This is a genomic window from Sessilibacter sp. MAH1, from assembly GCF_054658315.1.
In genome coordinates, this window is the sequence record NZ_BAAGIC010000021.1 from 1 (window position 1) to 18,646 (window position 18,646).

Genomic DNA, 18,646 nt, shown 5'->3' on the forward strand with positions numbered 1-18,646 from the left:
ACACCAGCTGAAGTTGAGAAAGCATTTAAATGATAAAAACCTCCTACAGGGTGGTATGAAAATAATTGACCACTACAGGGTTTATTTTGCCTATCTTCCCAACAGGTTGCTTCTAAATCTACAATAATAAAATTCACTATAGTTACACTCTTTTGTTATTACTTAGGTAATGCCCTTATTCCACGTCTACAAAAATAAACCACCTAAAAAAATATTTGATATCGATTATTCAACAACACCATTTATCCATGCAAGAACAATATTTAACACCAGATGGAAAACTTAGAGAACAGCTAGATAGTAATGGGAAAAGAAAAACAAAGGGTTAGGGCAAAGTTTAAGGAAAAAGCGCGTGAGGTCGGTGAGGAACTAAGAATAACCGGATCTCTGTATATAATCTAAACACTCAAAGAACAACAGACGAAGCGACGAAAGGATGACGCTATCAATAGATGCAAAAAAGGGAACATAAAAGTGGCTTCTGATTCAATCCCCCGCGGATCGAATCAGAGATTATGAGAGATTAAGCGTTCTTCTTAAATTTATTCAATGTAATTACAAAATAAACACAAATTAACCAAACTGCACAGGCCATAAAAAACAACGCTTTCTCTTGCGGACAGCCCGCCTCTAAACAACTGAGATCGGTATAAGGGAATAAACCGAGAGGTGTAAAAACGTGAAAAAATATAGCGCCAGACATGATACAGAAACCGATTAATGCACCCCAAAATCGAGTTGCAGTGATCAGAATCAACACACTCGCGACCAGCTCAGCGGAGCCAACGGCGTAGCCACCATAACTCGCGAACGCCTTACCAAGACCAGTAAGCCCGAGTGAAGATATCCAAGTACCAATCGTAGAGAAAATATAAACGGTGATATCCGCGGGCTCTGTAAATAATTCAGCGAACTTAAAAAAGAGCGATTGTAAGAAAACAAAAGCAACAAAGATGGCGAGTGCATGAGGAATGTATTTTTTCATAATGACCAATGTTAAGTTTGTAGGGAGCTTGCGAATTTGCGTAATGGACAACGGATTTAGGAATATATCACCCAAGTAATAAAATTGAACGAAATTAGTTATGCTTTTGTGATTTTTAACCTAGATTACCAAACAGAATAAAATAAGACTATTACTTGAATCATTATTACTTGGAGTTGCAAATCAGTCATCATGGATACAAAAATAAATGCATTAGATAAACAATTATATTGCAAGAAAACACCTTAAGGCGAAGAATCATCAAATAAACTAACGTAAGACATTACCAGATAATTTATATAACGCATAAATTGAAAATGCCATTTTCAATTTTTTCACAATTTTAATCGCTTAGCGCTCTTGATATTGGCGACACATCCTTGTGCCACTGGAAACTACAGGTTAATCAGAGTTTCTTTAATACTGAAAGCAGGGTTTATTGGTTTTTAGATATTGTTCTCACGTAAACTACCGGTAAATCAACATCTCAAATGAGTGGTGAGAGTCTCTAACAACATTATTGGATCATATAAAACTATTTAGGAAGCGCTTTAAAGCGTTTAAGCTCACTGAGTTTCTCTTCCCATTTTGCATTACTTTTTGTGAAGATATGCGCCTCGGGCATAAAATCTAATTCATCGTCTAATGATCCTGCTGGAACCACGCAAACACCCGCATCGGGAGATACTGTCGGAACGGCAGAACCACACTGTGAACAGAAACTTTTTACATGTCGTGTAGATTCAAGTGAAAAGTTTGTAACGTATTCTATTCCAGACAACCAAATCAACGAATCGGATTTCGTAAATAAATTAGCAGCATGTGCCGACCCCGTGTCTTTTTTACAATAACTGCAATGACATAAAAAAAAATTATCGAATTTACCTTCTACTTTAAATGTCACTGATCCGCACAAACAGGAACCTTTTATCATCGTATATGCCTGTAATTTAGTCATAAGCCAAGATAGCTTGGCAAGTTTTCACAACACCATTAAAGCATTTTTAAGCCACCTAATTGGTATGTCAAATAAAATTAATGATTCCTCTTTTTAACGAAAAACTTTCTATCAATCATGACGGTTTTTAGCACGTTCTGAAGACCGATATTGAAACTCCTCTTTTTTGAATTATCTCTTGAGAATCGCGATATAACAAAACCACGTTGATTAAAATAATTATCGCAATCGGGCACTTTGATTGTAATCATACAATTTGAATGTTGGCGTGCATCAGCCTCGAACCAGATGGATCGACTCCTTTAAAGGAATTTAAGGTTTCTCTAATATGTTAAAACCACAATGGCGAAGAGCTTAACAAATCCGTGATTTGTTCTTATTAAAGACATTGCATTCTTAGCCAATCACTGTAGCCTTGCGAACTCTTCGTTTTGTCATTTATCTTTGATAACTGGCTGAGCGCTCACTTCTTTGAGACGGTCAAATGACAAATCTACGCGTATGCTACCAAACCATTGAGTTTGGAAACATCGATATTCATCTCTGTACGCTTCGTAACAAGCAGGAGTTTTACGACCCAGAAGGTATTGCCGAAAAGCTGGGGATTTATTCAGCAATGTGGCCCATTTTTGGAATTATCTGGCCATCGAGCTTGGTTCTTGCCCACCATATGAATAGCTATGACGTTGGTTCTAAACGAGTACTTGAAATTGGGTGTGGAACCGCCTTAAGCAGTTTATTACTCAATAAGCGGAAGGTAGATATTACCGCTACTGATTTTCACCCAGAAGTCGAGAGATTTTTAAAGCGAAATACCGAACTTAATGGTGACAACGCTATTCCTTTTGAAAGAACCGGCTGGGCAGACAACAACGATAAGTTAGGGCGCTTTGATCTAATAATAGGTAGCGATCTACTGTATGAAGATGGGCATGTAGAATTGCTTACAGGATTCATTCAAGAACATTCAAAACCGAAGTGCGAGGTAATAATTGTAGATCCTGGAAGAGGTAGAAAAAACAAACTAGCCAAAAATTTACTTAAATTAGGTTACGTATCATCGTTTTCAAAACCAGGAAATACTTCTTATTTAAACGAGAATTTTAAAGGTGATATTCTCTCATTTTTACGCACAGACCAAACACTTAACCAGATTGTAGAAAAATCACCGTAAAAATATCGACGCAATGATCTCTCTTTATGGTCAATTGCTGTTACATAGTTTAGGTATAGGAGCTCCTAATTATTGTCTCTCTGATGTAATCAATGGACAGAAATGACAATGCGATTGCCAATTTATTCATAATTTTGATTACATATTGTTCAGTTGCCGTTCTTTCTAAGTTTAATATACCCAACAATACCACTAACTAAACTGGTAACTCCCGAAATAACAAACAAAAATACAAAGAAGTTTCTAATTCTTGAGTCGCTATTTGGATTTAAACCTGAAGCAATCCCTAAAGGTGGAATTAACTTTCTAAAAACAGTAGAACACCGCCATAGATTAAAAATAAAATACCAGAAAGAATACAACCATTGGGTTTGCTACGATGACGCTCAAGCTCATAATTAACCTCTTCAAATCTCTTACGTCTCTTCGATATAGCCAAGTTAAATATTATGTGGGGCATCAAGACCATCAATAAAATCATACCCACCGAAAAACCAATTCCAATCGGCCGTATTCTCTATTCTCAATTTAGACCTATACAGAAGACTCCTAGAAGCCCATCAAAAAACTCAACTTAATACAAAAAACTACAAATCTTCGTTCTTTTCTAGACCTTTAACGCCAACCTCAATTCGCCTGAAATATTTGAAAACATAATAAACTAAAGCACCAAAAAGACCGGTAACAGAACCTGCCGTGTGAGACACATAATTAATATTGCTTTCTTCAGTTAGATAAGCCAAACCATACACATCGGAAAATATATAAAACCCAACAATTAAAATAACAGGAACTCTAACAGTAGTAACTAGTACTAAGACCCAAACAAAAACTTTCATTTTTTTCAGTGGATATACGAATGCTGTTAACGCCATTAGCCCCGCTACCACTCCAGATAAACCTATGGTAGGTTTGTAGCCATAAACACCAAACACACCAGATTCATACGCCACACCGGTTGTGTAACAACACAACAGAAAAAACGCAAGATAGAATACACTGCCTATTAATTTTTCGATGGTCACCGAAAATGCAAAAAAGAAGATTAAATTAAATAATAAATGCTTCCAATCTGCGTGTAAAAAAGAGGACGTAATGTATTGAATAAGGTTTGAATTGAGAGGGTTATGCCACCACTTTGCAGTTAGCGGATCATCAACAACAATCAAATTAAAACGCTTTAACTCATCTGCTAAGATCTGTTCTTCTTGCAGTGAAAGTTGAGCTTTATAAGCAAAAAAATCCAATGATTTGCTATCGTAATTTATGTCCCACTTAACCATAAAGCTAACACAAGTATCAAATACACTCTCAGAGCCTAACTTCTCGAGAATCGGCTTTACACTAGCAGTTAACTCATTTTGGCAATAATTGATAATAGCTTCTTTGTATGCAAGTTCGCTAAAAACCTGCAAGGTAAATATAACTATACAAGCGACACCAAACACCATGGTAAAAAACGGGTAACCGCGCAAATCTAATCTCTGGAGGTAGGGAAGATCTAAGCTATATGGAAGAAACAATTAAAGCACTCTCCTTAGAATAAAAATTAGTTTTAATAGATATTAAAAATTATCATCATTACTTGCCTTACTTCCTAAAAGCTCGAAGGGCTTTCTCCTTTCCCCAAAAGGAGCAGATACAACCAGACATTCAATCACTACTAAAAACATTGAGGCAGTAGAAATAAAAAAATTAAGAAAAACTTCTATTAACCTCGGTGTTTTATCAAAACCAAATTCAAAAAAAACTGTTATTGACGAAATATTGTCTCTAATAATATGATCAAGATATAAGCCAAAACCAATAAATAAAAACCCCAGCCCGAGTGACATAAACATTATTATCGAAATTTTAAGCAGCAAAGTTCTCACAACAATACGCTTCGCGAGCCAAAGGATCCATAATATAAACGAGCAACTGTAGGTAATGAAGACCAATCCGGTACCTATACTCAGAATCATCGCCGCAAGCCAAATTTGCTTAGATATCCCCCAAAAAGGAAAGTTCTCTGGATTGTAGGTATCTATGTTCAGAAAGATAAAAATCGAAACCCAAGCGGCAAAAGCAATTGTCACCACCAGTATTTTTGGAAAACGTTTTCGGCGGTTAATCCTTTGTTGTTGATTGTGACGCCGGTTTTTCTCAGCAAGTTTTTCTAAAACATCCATTATCGTAAATATTCCACATAAACATATTTATTACCGCCCAATGAAAATTGATTTTCATCACAACCCGAGTTAATAAATAAAACTCTACTAATTTGTTACCTCACCGCTATCTTATGCGTTCAACTTGATCATAGAAAAACTTAGCGAGAAGCAACTATTTTTTACATTTAACGCTTATTTGTCGTTATATTTTCAGAAAATTTCCGCATCATCCTCAAGGCTCTCACATGCAAAAATAACGTGTTTTACAAAGAAATAGACTCAGCACTTTAGCCCTTCATGCTCCTAACTCTACTGCTCTCAGACCTCTAACTTTTAATACCTATATCAGCGACCACAACAAGATATCTAGGTTATGAACTATAGATTTATTAGATATTTCTACTCGAAGAGATGCTCAGATTCTGAATTTCTATGAAGATGAATAACCTTTCTGCATTTATCGGATAATTAATTCCATGTAGCAGAATGATATTATTATTTATAGCAATCACTCGAATCTCGTGCCAACCTTGTGTTAAAACTAGCAAAAATTGACACGATTCTTTGAGCACTAATGCGTTGGAGATTTTAACTCTTTAACCCCTCAAATTCAGACTGTATGTAATAATAAGTTTTTTCATAAATACCCATCATTACATCGTCGTATTTTTCTTCATGTTCAGGATTGTAATTTTCTACTTCGTCATCATTAAAAGGGTACATTAAAATTGCTTTCGACATTTCTATATCTGCCAGTCGAATTAGTAACTTTGCGTCAGTTTCGTCTATCGATAAATATTCAGAAGTATCCAAATCAACATTTCTAAATACATGAAATAAAGCTTCGTATCCTTGATTACTTACAATTTCACCCAACTCCTTAACGAGTTCATTAGGTAAATAAATATTTCTTTTGGACATAACTAGCTTGCCTCTGCTTTTTCAAGAGCTCCGGGGTATTCTTCAATTATACGACCAGTTCCTTTTTCTATCTTCACCCTTGTAGGCTTGAGCTTGCCAGCCAACACTCGAAGTTTTTCAGAGAATTCAGCTAATGACATTTTGCGAGAAACATTCAAAAGCGGATGAGCGAAGTCTTTAACATTAAAAACCAATCCTTCAGGTAAACTTTCTCCTTTTGGTAATATCCATACATGTCCAGATATGATAGGATTTTTGGATAATTTCTCGATATTACTTGCGAATGAAAGACCTTTACTTGGATTAGGAATGACCATCTCTATTTCATGATCAGGGTCATAAATTACCGTCACGTCTTTCGCTCTTGGCCCACTGGAACGCAATATTTTTGAATCAGAAGAGTTACCGCCACCACGATATACTCCTGACAATCCGGTATAAAATTTCCAAAGATCATCTGGCCCCAATATAGTATATTTACTGTCTTCTAATTTTTTCTTCACTTTTCCTCCGGTTGAAAATTTACCTCTCGATACACGGACACTTAATGCTGTATTTAAACTTATACCTGTGAGTCATCTAGTGTTTATTAGCATCAATAACTTGATTATTCCCGTTTTTTTGTTCGGAATTTTTCTAGGCTTACCCCCTTTTTCAAACACTTCGCCTACAGGTTTTTGATATTGGATGCTTTATCTCTAAGTGATTTTGATTCTACATGATCCTTTTTATTATACGCCCTCACTTTTTGCTAAAACTTAAATTAGACAAAAACGAGTGTATAGCAATACCTAAGTCACTTGGAAGACAGGGATACTCTTGGATATAACTTTGGAGTAAAAATCTGAGATGCTAATATACGCCAAGTTATTAATTCATGTATTTTCAATTCATTTCTTTGGTGATCGCAACGTCCTCTCCAAAACCTGAGTAATAAAATCATGTCTATTCACAAAGCTCCGGTAAATTGCTGAGCAATCGCAACTTAGTCATCTGTCATGTATATCCATAATGATTGTTCTGAACGCTATATTGAAAGTCTTATTTAGTCAACTTTTCAATTATTATGGCACGATATTCATTTTACATAATTTCATCATCCTTTAATTTCTAACAAAAAAATTTTCTATTCGAATTTTTTGCATTTAATTTTTACGCGTTATTATTTTTTTCTTTAAAACAAAAAAAATCCCCGCACTAGGCGGGGATTTTTTATCAAACCGTTTTTAGAAACGCTGGTTTAACGCAGCGTTTCGTTTTGGTTTATTGGCTTACCAAAAGAAGAATTTAAATTTTCTGATGGTAAATTCTTCTTCGGCTACTACGATGTCGTCTACTACTGCTTTAATGGTTAGGTCGCCTACAGGTAGTCGGCCAGTTGGCATTAAGCGGAAGTATGTATCGCTGAAGCGGAAGGTTTTGCCGCTTGCGGTGTAAACAACGTCGCCGTCTTCGTCAACAACTACGAAGGTTAGGTCTGGTTCGGTTGTAATTATGCCGTTGTCGAATAATTCGAATTCTACCAAGATTGGTAGGCCACGAAGAATTGGACGGGTTGAGGTAATTGAACCTTGGAATTCACCGGTAAAGACTGGTAGTGGCTCGCCTTCAACAGAGATTGGTGCTTCTAGGGTAACTGCTTCGGTACCAATAACATCAACTTCGCTGGTTAGGGTTGCCACTACGTCGGTGCCAACGGCTACTGGGTCAACGGTAAGTTCGTAAGAAAGTACCACTGAATCAGATGGTGGTTGTACCAAGTCGTAACAGATTGCCATGCCGCTGGTTACTGCGATGTCTTCGAAGAAGACTTGAGTACCTGCGGTACCGGTTTGGTTTTCTACACCGATGGTGCCGAAGGTTTCGGTAACGTTTACGTTATCGAACGCCGTCATGATTTCGTATACCCCAGGGGTATCGTCAACCACGCCAGAGATTGCTACGGCAAAGTCGATGCTATCGCCAAGGCCGCCCGGCCAAATTTCCATGTTGTCGAATTCGATCAAGGTTAGATCTGGTCCGGCAGTCGCTAGAGATACACCCACAACAGCGCCAGGAGTTGCACTTGGCGTTGGGATGATCATGTCGCGCCATAGCGCAGCGATTAGGTCATTTGGTTCGGTTGAGCTTGGAATTGCTTCGTTAATGAACGGAGATGGGCCAGCGGTTGATTCGAAGAAGATGAAGCCATCATCGGTTAGGCTTAAGCCGCCAACAAAACTGCGTCCGTAGAAGTTGAAGTTTTGACCTGGGAAGGCGTTGAAGGTAACGCTATCACCAACAATGGTGGTATCTGGGAAGATGCCAAATGCTTCAAGGTCAGTGTAGGCACCGCTGTTTGCGAATGGAATCGCACACGCTGGGTCTTCTTCACTGGTTACGGCAACGTAGCTTGGTTCTGCGTTTGCCAATGATGGCATTTCAACAGTCCATACGATGCTGTCGCCGCTAACTACGCCACCTTCGGTTACTGAACCATCAACCACGCTGAAGCCTGGAGGAATAGCCGCAGTAATTTCGTAGGTACGATCTTCTGTGGTGAAGTTAGGTTGAATTTCAGCGCTGAATGCAATGCTGTCGCCGACTTCGGCAATGTCAGTGCTTGCGGTGAAGGTTACGTCGTCTTCGCCACGAGTGATGATAACTGGAATGGTACCGAAGTTATCTGGGTTGTCTGCATCAGAGCCGATGGTGATGGCGCCGAAGAATAGATCACCCGGTTGTGCAGTTTCAGGCAAGTTCCAAATGATGCGTAGATCGAATGGCTCAAGCGCAGGAACGGAGAATGGTGCGTCAACAGTTAGGTTGCCTGCATCACCCGCAGATACCGCAGTGCTAAGCACGAAGCTGTCTGGAGGGTTTGCAGATGCCTGCCAGTTTTGAACCAATACCCACCATGTGCCTTCGGTTGGCTCATCGACGTTACAGGTTTCAGATGCAGTCGCAGAAGCACTTACACACACTAGCTCGCCAGCGCTTGGTAAGCCGTCGCCATCAGTATCAAGACCTACGTACAGATCAAGGTCTGGTGATTCTGAGGTTTCGTCTTCGGTGAATGCAACCAATAGGTCGGCATCAGCTGGAACGCTTAACAAGCTGAATACAACACCGTCGGTTAGATCATCAAATGGTGAGCTGTTGTCGCTGTCACCAAGCAATTCGAAGGTTTCTTCGCTTGCTGGTGCTAGGCCGCTAACAGACACTTGCAGATCGGTAATTGCGATACTGGTGATGTCTTCTACCACGAAAGAATCGGCGTTACGAACGGCGGTTGCTTGAATGATGTCTGGAATTTGACCAGCGGCTGGCAATACCGAAACCGTCAAATGTTGCTCTGGAAGAGCCGCAGATGATGGAACTAGGTTTACAGTTTCGTGAGCCCAAACACCTTCGGCTAGAGCAGACGCATCAACATTGATGGTGATGGTTTGCATTTCGCCCGGAACTAGAGAGAAGGTGGTTGGAGAAACAGTAATGTTGGCCGCAGACGCAGAAACGGTCCAGCTGCCAGCTTGGGTGGCTTCGAAGGTACGAGTCCATGAACACTCAATTAAACATTCACGGTTAACCATGCCTGGAAGGTTTAGTGCTTTAGGATCACCACCCAATGCAGGATCAGCTGCTTGGAAGTTTGCAACGGTTTCGTCAAGTAGAAGACCGGCTTTCGCAGCTTCTGCAACTTGAACCATACCGCCACCAACATCAAACGGATCGGCTGGGGTTACGCCGTCTTCTTTCATGGCCGCAACGCTTGCGGTTGTTGCTAAAGCAGAAAGAATTTCAGCGTCAGTCCAATCTGGGTGAAGTTGTTTTAACAGTACTGAAGAACCCGCAGTGTGAGGGCTTGCCATTGAGGTACCGCTTAGGAAGCTGAACTCAATGCCGTTGCGGAATGCTGCGTAAACGTCAACGCCAGGAGAACCCACAGTAATTGGTAGGTAATCTTGGCTCAGGTTAGGACCACGCGAGGTGAAATCTGCTGCAATCGCGGCATTGGCGGCATTAGAGCCGAACTGCTGCAAGTTGCTAGAGATGATCGCGGTGTGGTCGGTACCTTCTGCTAACCAATCACGTACCGCGTTACCTGCTGCGATATCGATATGAATAGCAGGAAGAACGTGCGCATCGTTGTTTAGGCTGTCGGAACCGCCGGCAACGTTCGCAAGAATACAACCGCCTGCGCCGCCGTCACGAACGTTGATACATTTATCAACACGCGCGATTGCACCGCGATCACACATTACGATTTCGCCGTTGAAGGTACCCGCTGGGAATGGCACTAAACACTGAGCAGGATCTGCGTCACCGTTATCGAAATCACCCGCGTAAACTACTGGCGCAGGACCGTAACCACCGGTCACAGCACGACCTTCGATGTCTGAAGGTGCTGAAAGACCACCGGTCATATCGGTCATGAACTTGGTAGAAATTTCGCGATCGTGAGTGAAGGCACCAGAGTGAGTAATCCAAGGAGCACCAGGGCTGCCAAGGGTTGAAGCGTCTGGACCATTGTTACCCGCAGAGTTGGCAACGGTAATACCGGCTGCACGTGCAGATAAGAATGACAACGCCATTGCGTCTTCCCATGGAGAAGAGTTAATTGGCGTATTTGAGCCGATTGAGTGGTTGATAACGTCAACCAAACCATCAGAGATTATTTGCTCTACAGCCGCAACACGGTCACTGGTTGCACAACCAGGCGCACACACTTGGAAAGTAATAATGTTTGCGTGTGGCGCAACACCGGAAATGTTTAACTCAAGGCCAGTTGGTGAACCTTCTGCGTCAAACACAGTTGCTCTGGTGAAGTTACCGCCAGCGGTACTGGAGGTGTGAGTACCGTGACCATCGGTATCTTCAGAAGAATCTTCTGTAGGGTTTGCGTCGATGAATAGGTAGCGACCAATCAATTTATTGGTACACACAACCTCTGGATTGAATAGATCGCTGGTTGGGTCACATTCGCCAAGGAATACGCCGTCACCTAAAGGATTGGTGTGAACATAGCCATCGGCACCGATAGTTGCGAATGATGGGTGATCCCCATTAATTCCGCTGTCCATCATGCCGATAACGATGCCTTCACCCATGGCGTCAAGGCCAGTGGCAGAACCGTCCCAAATTTGCGGAGCACCAATGTAGGTAGGACCACGATCGGTGGTTAGGAAACCTTCGTAGTCGCGCTGGATTTTGGCAATGCCCGGCACCTTAGCCAGTTCCATTGCTTCGTCTTGAGTCATGCGTACGGTCATACCGTTTAACGCAACGCGATAGTTGTATACAACCTCCATTTTACGACCAACTTGGAGGTTCATCTTGTCTTCCATCTCTACATGGCGATCATGTAGATAGCTCATATAAGCTTCGGCGGCAGGCGTGTGCATATCTAAACGCGCTGCATCGCGATTACCGGCTTTACGAGTCATGCTGGCACGAGTTGCGGCCAAGCCAGGAATATCACCTTCGTACATCGCCAGAGGTTCTTCGTCGAAACGAACGATGTACTTTTGCATTCCTTCTACGCCTTTCTCGGGTGTAAATACACGAGAAGCGCGCTGTACAGAAATATCTTTTTTAGCGGGTGCTGCTGCCTGCCATCCGCGGGTAGCGACACTTGCGCTAGTACCGGTCGACGACGCGGAGGTTAATGTTGTGGCAGTGTAAGCACTGATGCCACCTAACATTAACACCGACGCCGAGGCGAGGGTAATTAATTGCTTTTTCATTATTGACCTCGTTAATCCCTAAGGTTGCCCAATGGGAAATTTGAGTGAGTGGACGTTAAACCTATGATTTTTATAAAAACCGCGGGTTATCCCTTTTGTCACTGCATTTATTGGATTGAATAAATCATCGCTGCAGTTGTTTTATTTCCTTGTTAAACGCCGTCCAATTCGACATTTAATCAATACCGTCATCTAAGAATTAACATACTTAAGTACGGTGTCTTAGTGCACAACAAACTGAATAAAAAAAGTTAAAATAAAATCCGATAAATAATAGCGATTGGTAGAATTTTCGATTCTATTATCAAGCCTGCCTTATGAAGGAATTGCTCCATTACAAAAGCTGACCAAATAAAGAAAAAATAACTAGAATTTTAGCAACGAATATTCTTTGTTATTTTTACCACAAAAAAAATAATTGCTACTAATTGCCAACATTTATCATCAATAAATAATTAAAACTTTTAATGAAAAAAAACCGGGTGCGTGCATGACTCAAATAAGACGGTCGCTTATTGCTGCACCTCAAAGGTTACAATTTAGGGCTAAAGAAATTACTTTTAATTAATTTAAATAATTAGCGAATTACGAATGTGAGATGGAGCACACTTTTCAGCCTAAAAAGATTTCTAACCTGACAGAAATAACCTGATGATTTTGGAAAACTTAATTCCTTGAATAAATTGAAGAACGAAACTCAATCTTTTTAAAATAAATGCAGACGAAGCTTAACACTTATTTACCGCGATTAAAAAATACTTTGCGCGCGAAATAAAAAAATAGCCACAAACACACTTTTTTCACGTTAAAAATGGCTACCAAACGGCAGCGACAGCTGAAAACAGAATCATAGTGCCAAGCCTAATAGAAAATGTCTAAGACGAAATTTATTCAGCAAAAAGTTTTTTTGATAGTTAAATACAATATGTAAACGTCAGACCAATCACCACTAACAACGTGTTAATTTAATCAGAAGATAGAGGTAAGCAATACGATTTCCTATTTATTAACAATCTCTATCGTTGATTGAGCTTGAAATTAGCAACATAAGGTTATTCAAAGTATTCTTGTACAAAGTGTGACTGCGACAGAAATCAACTGAATGACAACAAATATCTCTCAGACCAAAGCACGAATTAGAGCATGATGGATATTGTGGGATTTGACGATCAAGCCAGTCACTCATCGTCTTAAAGCGATACCGATATTTTCGGTCATAAAAACAGTTAGTGCATAGACCGGAAAATACGCTTATGCATATAACAATTACTCTGTTTTGGTCTAATCTTATCTCTTCAAAAGCTTCAATGACCAAAAGGACTCATAAAGCCAGCATATAATACAAAAGATTTTTTTAGTCAATGATCTTTTAATTCAAATGCAATTACATAAAACAGCGTTGAACACCTGCGGCATAGACACAATTACCGGTGTTAAATCTACAATCAGGCAAGCTTTTTAAAATTCTCTATGGCTGGTTATTGTCGGTAATTGAGGAACAGACGAGGTTAGATTACAGATTAGTCAAATGTAAAACCGACGTTGTTAGTAATCGCCTCGCGATAATTACGAGTAGCTGAGTTACCACCAATTTATTAACGCTTTAATTTAAAATTGAATTTGACAGAAATGGTAACAGATACGTATGAAGTGATCAGAGACTGCTTAATGCCATTGACAATCGCATGGTTAATTTCTGGCCCCTGATTAAATCATGGCGGAATTAATCAGGGGGTTCAATACAAAAAGAATGAGACTTAACAGAAAGTAGATTTAATTTTCAATCTCCTGAAGAACATAAGGCGTACTACCACCTTCTGCTTCTGTTGCGGTTAAATTAACGATATCGCCTCGATTTAAGCCATTCAGCTCATGCTCAATGAGTAATGCGCCAGTATCTTGGTTAAAGACAAAAATATTGTAATCACCGGGTTCGATCTCAAATTCTCGACTGGCTAAATAACTCAGGGTAACTTGCGGGTTAAAAGCATCTGGATCTGATCCGTCTTCTACCAATAAAAATTCCAGAGAGTCATCACGCTCTTGACCAATAGCGTGTGTATAAATAATACGCGCGTGGGTATTGATAGCTCGTAAATCTTCACTGATGGAATTCAAACGAATACGTTCGTCACTGGTACCTTCGCTCAAACCTGCCGCGGTAATTAGAATTTGTCGATCAGGATCTATGTCGATGTCAAAACTATCCAAGACTTCTTGTGTGGCAGAATCCAGAATAAATAATTCGTGACTGTCGCCGCGATCAATATCTTCAATTTCAACGGCTATTTGCGCACTAATGTCTCCAAACTCGGTATTTACAATTAATGCGGTTTCAACACCACCATCTATAGAATCAAAATAAATATCGACAGAATCTATGTCGGCAATGGCGTTATTAAATCGAAGATAAGTTGGTTGCGCATCATTAGCCAATACCCGCGCACTGCCTTCGTCCAATTCGACCAAGCGATATCTTGGTATATCGGATGCCTCGCTAGGCACGGATACGATGCAGTAAATGTAAGACTCGCCAAAATTAATATCAATATTATCAGATTCAATTAATATATTTTGCGTACCGGCTTCTGTAACAATAATTTTATAGTCGCCAATATCAAAATCTATAGCCTCTGATACATCTTCGTACAATAAAAATAAATCTGGCGACTGATTTAATAAATCGTCACCGGCATCGACTACATAAACATCCACATCACCGAGCGTTTCTGCGGAATGAAAAAATTGTACGCGACCGACATCAATATCAAAGTCTGGATCGAAAATATCTTCAACCGATGTGGTAATAACCATTTCTTCGGGATTACTAATGTCACCATAAAGCACATAGGTAGATATTTCATTTTCACGAACAATTAAATCGTTGTCAGAAATGAATTGTTCTTCTACCGAATTTGGAAGAACTAAATTGAACCGTAATTCATAGGTATCGGGCTCTAAATTATCTAAATTACTGGATTCTCCAAAACCTTCTTGGGTAAAAACACTCTCATCAATCTCTAGCTGAACATCTGGCGCATTAGAAGAAATATTAACAAAGCGAAAATACCCGTCCTCTGCATCTCCACCACCTCCGCCACCACCCCCACACGCAGACAAGCCGAATGAAAGCACACCAACGACCAGTAGAGATTTTATATGATTATTTTTTCCAAACAGCACAATGGCATTCCTTTTTAGGTGAAATAGATCGCGCAATTTAAGCAAATAAAAACTTAATCAAAACTGAAAGAAAAATAAAAAATATCGTTAAATAGGATTCTTATTTTATTACTGAACCAACCCTTAATAAGTTAGTGAAGAAAGGTAAAAGTTCTGCTGCACACTCAATTAAAATTTATAACGCCTTCATTAACGAACAGACATTAACCTAAGTAGAATTTCAATAAATAATAATTTTCGTGTAAAAATATTTCGCCGCGTTTAAATGACGTCTGTGAGAAAAATCATGGAGAAACAAAGAATATGTTAATGAAAAATTGAAAACTGCAATCTAATAGATCGCAACTCTTAGAATTATCAGATTTAGAGAAAATATCGATAGTCGGCGCTAGACTTGCCATACGTCAAAATATTTTTCATTAACTCATTTATAAAAATAATAAAAGCTTAAATAAATGATGTTATTAAGCCTTTAGACCAAGATTATTTTATAAAAACCTCTGACCAGTTCCTGGGTGATTTAGTCGGAGGTTCCAATACGTATTTTAACTGGACCATAGGATCGTCGGTGAATCTCGCAAATACCGAGCTTATCCATGGCTTCTAGATGTTTTTTAGTGGGATAGCCTTTATGTCCGGCAAATCCATAACCCGGAAACTGATCATCAAAAGCGATCATTTCACGATCACGAGTGACCTTTGCTAAAATCGACGCCGCTGCAATACAATCAACTCGATCGTCACCACCCACTACGCTTTCGCTTGCATAAGTCCATTTGGGTAATTTATTACCGTCCACCAACACGTATTCAGGCTGAATGGGTAACGTTTCGACTGCTCGTGCCATAGCCAATAAACTTGCCTGTAAAATATTAAGTGTGTCGATTTCGTCGACACTGGCTCTGGCAATACTAAAAGCTAAGGCTTTTTGTTGTATTTCTTCAAAGAGAATTTCACGTTTTTTTTCGGATAATTTTTTAGAATCGCGCAAACCTTCTATTGGATTATTTCTGTCAAGAATAACCGCTGCGGTAACAACATCTCCTGCTAAAGGGCCGCGACCAACTTCATCGACACCAGCCATTAACTGGCCGGAATATTTCGGAATAAATATTTCGTATTGTTTTGACATTAAGAGATGAGTTTTAAAATGGCGTCCGCCGCCTTCAAATTTGCGTTTTGACGTAATTGTTGTGACAGGCGATGGAATTCTTCGGTGAGCAGTTCGGTTTTATCCGGGTTGGAAAACGCTTCTAATGCGACATCGGCAACGCCTTGAGCCGATAAATCATTTTGCAATAATTCGGGCACAATGGTTTTGCCGGCCAACAAATTGGGTAAACCCACGTGTTTTATTTTTGCCAGTGCTTTCATAATTTGAAAGCTCAACCATGCCATGCGATAACCAATTACCATCGGTTTACCGAGCAGCATGGCCTCAAGTGTTGTGGTGCCCGATGCAATCATAACGAAGTTCGAAGCCATCATGGCTTCTTTAGACTGCTTCAAAACTAAGGTAACAGGCAACGAATCATATTGCTTGAGTAATTCTTGCAATTGCGCAAAGCGCTTTTCGTTCGCTGCGGGAATGACAAACTGAAACTCAGAATCTACGGCGTGAATAATTGCCGCCGCCTGCAAAAACTCTGGTGCAATTAAACGAACTTCAGCTTCACGACTACCGGGCATTATGGCGATGGTTTTTGCGGTTGGTTTAAGATGTAGCTGTTGTTGGGCGGCGGTTTGACTGTGCAAATGAGTAAATTCATTTGCTAAGGGGTGACCTACAAACTCGACGGCAACATTATGATCTTTATAAAACTCCGCTTCAAAAGGCAGAAGCGTTAGCATTAAATCACAGGCTCTAGCGATTTTTTTAACTCGGCCTTGACGCCAAGCCCAAACTGACGGACTAACGTAGTGAGTAGTTTTTATGCCTTGTGCGCGAAGTTTTTCTTCGATGGTTAGATTAAAATCCGGCGAGTCTACACCAACGAATACATCTGGCCGGTGCTCTGAAAAATACTGAATAATTTCTCGCCGTATTTTTAATAATTCGGGCAAACGTTTTAGCGGTTCAATTAAACCCATCACCGCCAAGCGTTCTTGATCGAAAAAGCTGTTAAAGCCTTGTGCAATCATTTTAGGTCCACCAATACCTTCAAAGATTGCATCTGGATGGCGTTTTTTAATTTCTTTCATGAGGCCTACGGCGAGCGTATCACCGGAGGCTTCACCCACCACCATACCAATGCGCAAGGTTTTATCCATTTAGCGCACAATTCCTCGCTTGGAAGATTTAAGAGATTCGATCAACAAATTAACCGCAGGCACTGTTTCAGCCAAGGAAGCAAGCTCAACTAAGGCTTCTTCTACAGTAAGACCTCGACGGTAAATTATTTTAAAGCCTTTATTAATCGCGGCGATTTCTTCTTTGGTGTATCCGCGACGACGCAAGCCTTCGGCATTGATACTTTTTGCCGCAGCAGGATTTCCAGTCACCATAACAAATGCTGGAACATCTTTACCTATAGCGCTTCCCATTCCGGTAAAGCAATGGGCGCCAATATGACAAAACTGATGCACTAGGGTAAATCCACCGAGGATTGCCCAATCATGCACCACTACATGTCCGGCTAATGCTGAATTATTAACAAGAATACAATGATTACCAATGACACTGTCGTGACCAACATGAGCGTAGGCCATGATTAAATTGTGATCACCGATAGTGGTTTCAAAGCGGTCTTGAACCGTTCCGCGATGAATGGTGACGCCTTCACGAATAACGTTGTTATCGCCGATCACCAAACGAGTAGGCTCGCCCTGATATTTAAGATCGGGAGTGTCTTCGCCAATGGTCGAAAATTGATAAATACGGTTATTCTTGCCAATTACCGTTGGGCCTTTAATAACAACGTGCGACTCAATAACTGAGCCTGCACCAATTGTTACGTTAGGGCCAATAATCGACCAAGGGCCAACAGTAACGTCTTCGTCAATAATAGCGGAGGGATCAATGATTGCGCGTGGGTCGATTAAACTCACAGGATTTCCCAGAAATTTGCTATATGAAGGTTGAATTTATACTTTGCGATCAGCGCACATAATGACGCAGGAACAAGCTAACTCACCATCTACTGAGGCTTTCGCGTCAAACTTCCAAATACCGCGCTTAACAGATACCACTTTTGACTCAAGCATCAAGCGGTCACCTGGAGTAACTTGTCGTCTAAAGCGAACATCATCGATACCGGCAAGCAGATACAAAGATCCATCTTGCGGTGTTTTTTCTAATGATTTGAAACCTAAAACGCCCGATGCTTGCGCAAGCGCTTCGACAATCATAACGCCTGGAAAAATAGGAAGCTGAGGGAAGTGGCCATTAAAGACATCTTCGTTAGCCGAAATATTTTTATATGCGACAATGGACTCGTCGGGGACTAACTCTAATACACGATCCACCAACAAAAACGGATAGCGGTGTGGTAGATACTTGCGAATTTCATTCACGTCCATCATTTTTTTGGCCTTACTCTCATTCAA

Annotated in this window: 13 protein-coding genes; 1 reads left to right on the plus strand and 12 read right to left on the minus strand. The window is 40.4% G+C overall.

Annotated features, from left to right (window positions below):
- Positions 1-523: 523 nt before the first annotated feature.
- On the minus strand, positions 524-985 hold the full coding sequence (locus ACYQ28_RS17195) for a hypothetical protein (protein WP_460052247.1): 462 nt from the start codon (positions 983-985) through the stop codon (positions 524-526).
- Between the two features lie 535 nt (positions 986-1,520).
- On the minus strand, positions 1,521-1,943 hold the full coding sequence (locus ACYQ28_RS17200; RefSeq protein WP_460164733.1) for a GFA family protein: 423 nt from the start codon (positions 1,941-1,943) through the stop codon (positions 1,521-1,523).
- 484 nt (positions 1,944-2,427) lie between these two features.
- Here ACYQ28_RS17200 and ACYQ28_RS17205 point away from each other — a divergent pair, with 484 nt between their 5' ends.
- Complete coding sequence (locus ACYQ28_RS17205; RefSeq protein WP_460052244.1) at positions 2,428-3,117, plus strand: class I SAM-dependent methyltransferase; 690 nt, start codon at positions 2,428-2,430, stop codon at positions 3,115-3,117.
- A 587-nt stretch (positions 3,118-3,704) separates the two neighbouring features.
- Here ACYQ28_RS17205 and ACYQ28_RS17210 read toward each other — a convergent pair.
- From ACYQ28_RS17210 to fabZ, 10 genes are all read right to left on the minus strand, one after another.
- On the minus strand, positions 3,705-4,640 hold the full coding sequence (locus tag ACYQ28_RS17210; RefSeq protein WP_460052243.1) for a rhomboid family intramembrane serine protease: 936 nt from the start codon (positions 4,638-4,640) through the stop codon (positions 3,705-3,707).
- A gap of 42 nt (positions 4,641-4,682) precedes the next feature.
- Positions 4,683-5,288: a hypothetical protein gene (locus ACYQ28_RS17215; RefSeq protein ID WP_460052242.1), complete on the minus strand. Its 606-nt coding sequence runs from the start codon at positions 5,286-5,288 to the stop codon at positions 4,683-4,685.
- 570 nt (positions 5,289-5,858) lie between these two features.
- Positions 5,859-6,191 carry a hypothetical protein gene (locus ACYQ28_RS17220; protein WP_460052240.1) on the minus strand — a complete coding sequence of 111 codons (333 nt, stop codon included), beginning with the start codon at positions 6,189-6,191 and terminating at the stop codon, positions 5,859-5,861.
- Positions 6,192-6,193: 2 nt separating this feature from the next.
- Positions 6,194-6,694: a hypothetical protein gene (locus ACYQ28_RS17225; RefSeq protein ID WP_460052239.1), complete on the minus strand. Its 501-nt coding sequence runs from the start codon at positions 6,692-6,694 to the stop codon at positions 6,194-6,196.
- 768 nt (positions 6,695-7,462) lie between these two features.
- Entirely contained in the window at positions 7,463-11,917 is a 4,455-nt protein-coding gene (locus ACYQ28_RS17230; RefSeq protein WP_460052237.1) for a S8 family serine peptidase, read from the minus strand.
- A gap of 1,773 nt (positions 11,918-13,690) precedes the next feature.
- Entirely contained in the window at positions 13,691-15,100 is a 1,410-nt protein-coding gene (locus ACYQ28_RS17235) for a hypothetical protein (RefSeq protein WP_460052235.1), read from the minus strand.
- Between the two features lie 520 nt (positions 15,101-15,620).
- Positions 15,621-16,232 carry a ribonuclease HII gene (gene rnhB, locus ACYQ28_RS17240; protein WP_460052234.1) on the minus strand — a complete coding sequence of 204 codons (612 nt, stop codon included), beginning with the start codon at positions 16,230-16,232 and terminating at the stop codon, positions 15,621-15,623.
- The gene (lpxB, locus tag ACYQ28_RS17245; protein WP_460052233.1) at positions 16,232-17,371 is read right to left on the minus strand and encodes a lipid-A-disaccharide synthase; all 1,140 of its coding nucleotides are present in this window, start codon (positions 17,369-17,371) and stop codon (positions 16,232-16,234) included. The genes rnhB and lpxB overlap by 1 nt, the downstream gene beginning before the upstream one ends.
- Positions 17,372-18,148 (minus strand): acyl-ACP--UDP-N-acetylglucosamine O-acyltransferase, encoded by a 777-nt coding sequence (gene lpxA / locus ACYQ28_RS17250; RefSeq protein ID WP_460052231.1) that lies wholly within the window; start codon positions 18,146-18,148, stop codon positions 17,372-17,374.
- A gap of 36 nt (positions 18,149-18,184) precedes the next feature.
- Positions 18,185-18,622: a 3-hydroxyacyl-ACP dehydratase FabZ gene (fabZ, locus tag ACYQ28_RS17255; RefSeq protein WP_460052230.1), complete on the minus strand. Its 438-nt coding sequence runs from the start codon at positions 18,620-18,622 to the stop codon at positions 18,185-18,187.
- Positions 18,623-18,646: the final 24 nt, after the last annotated feature.

What these genes read in the sequence shown, in the direction of transcription:
- ACYQ28_RS17195 (WP_460052247.1), bottom strand. Translation starts at nt 985, where the DNA reads ATGAAAAAATACATTCCTCATGCACTCGCCATCTTTGTTGCTTTTGTT.
- ACYQ28_RS17200 (WP_460164733.1), bottom strand. Translation starts at nt 1,943, where the DNA reads ATGACTAAATTACAGGCATATACGATGATAAAAGGTTCCTGTTTGTGC.
- ACYQ28_RS17205 (WP_460052244.1), top strand. Translation starts at nt 2,428, where the DNA reads ATGACAAATCTACGCGTATGCTACCAAACCATTGAGTTTGGAAACATC.
- ACYQ28_RS17215 (WP_460052242.1), bottom strand. Translation starts at nt 5,288, where the DNA reads ATGGATGTTTTAGAAAAACTTGCTGAGAAAAACCGGCGTCACAATCAA.
- ACYQ28_RS17220 (WP_460052240.1), bottom strand. Translation starts at nt 6,191, where the DNA reads ATGTCCAAAAGAAATATTTATTTACCTAATGAACTCGTTAAGGAGTTG.
- ACYQ28_RS17230 (WP_460052237.1), bottom strand. Translation starts at nt 11,917, where the DNA reads ATGAAAAAGCAATTAATTACCCTCGCCTCGGCGTCGGTGTTAATGTTA.
- rnhB (WP_460052234.1), bottom strand. Translation starts at nt 16,232, where the DNA reads ATGTCAAAACAATACGAAATATTTATTCCGAAATATTCCGGCCAGTTA.
- lpxB (WP_460052233.1), bottom strand. Translation starts at nt 17,371, where the DNA reads ATGGATAAAACCTTGCGCATTGGTATGGTGGTGGGTGAAGCCTCCGGT.
- fabZ (WP_460052230.1), bottom strand. Translation starts at nt 18,622, where the DNA reads ATGATGGACGTGAATGAAATTCGCAAGTATCTACCACACCGCTATCCG.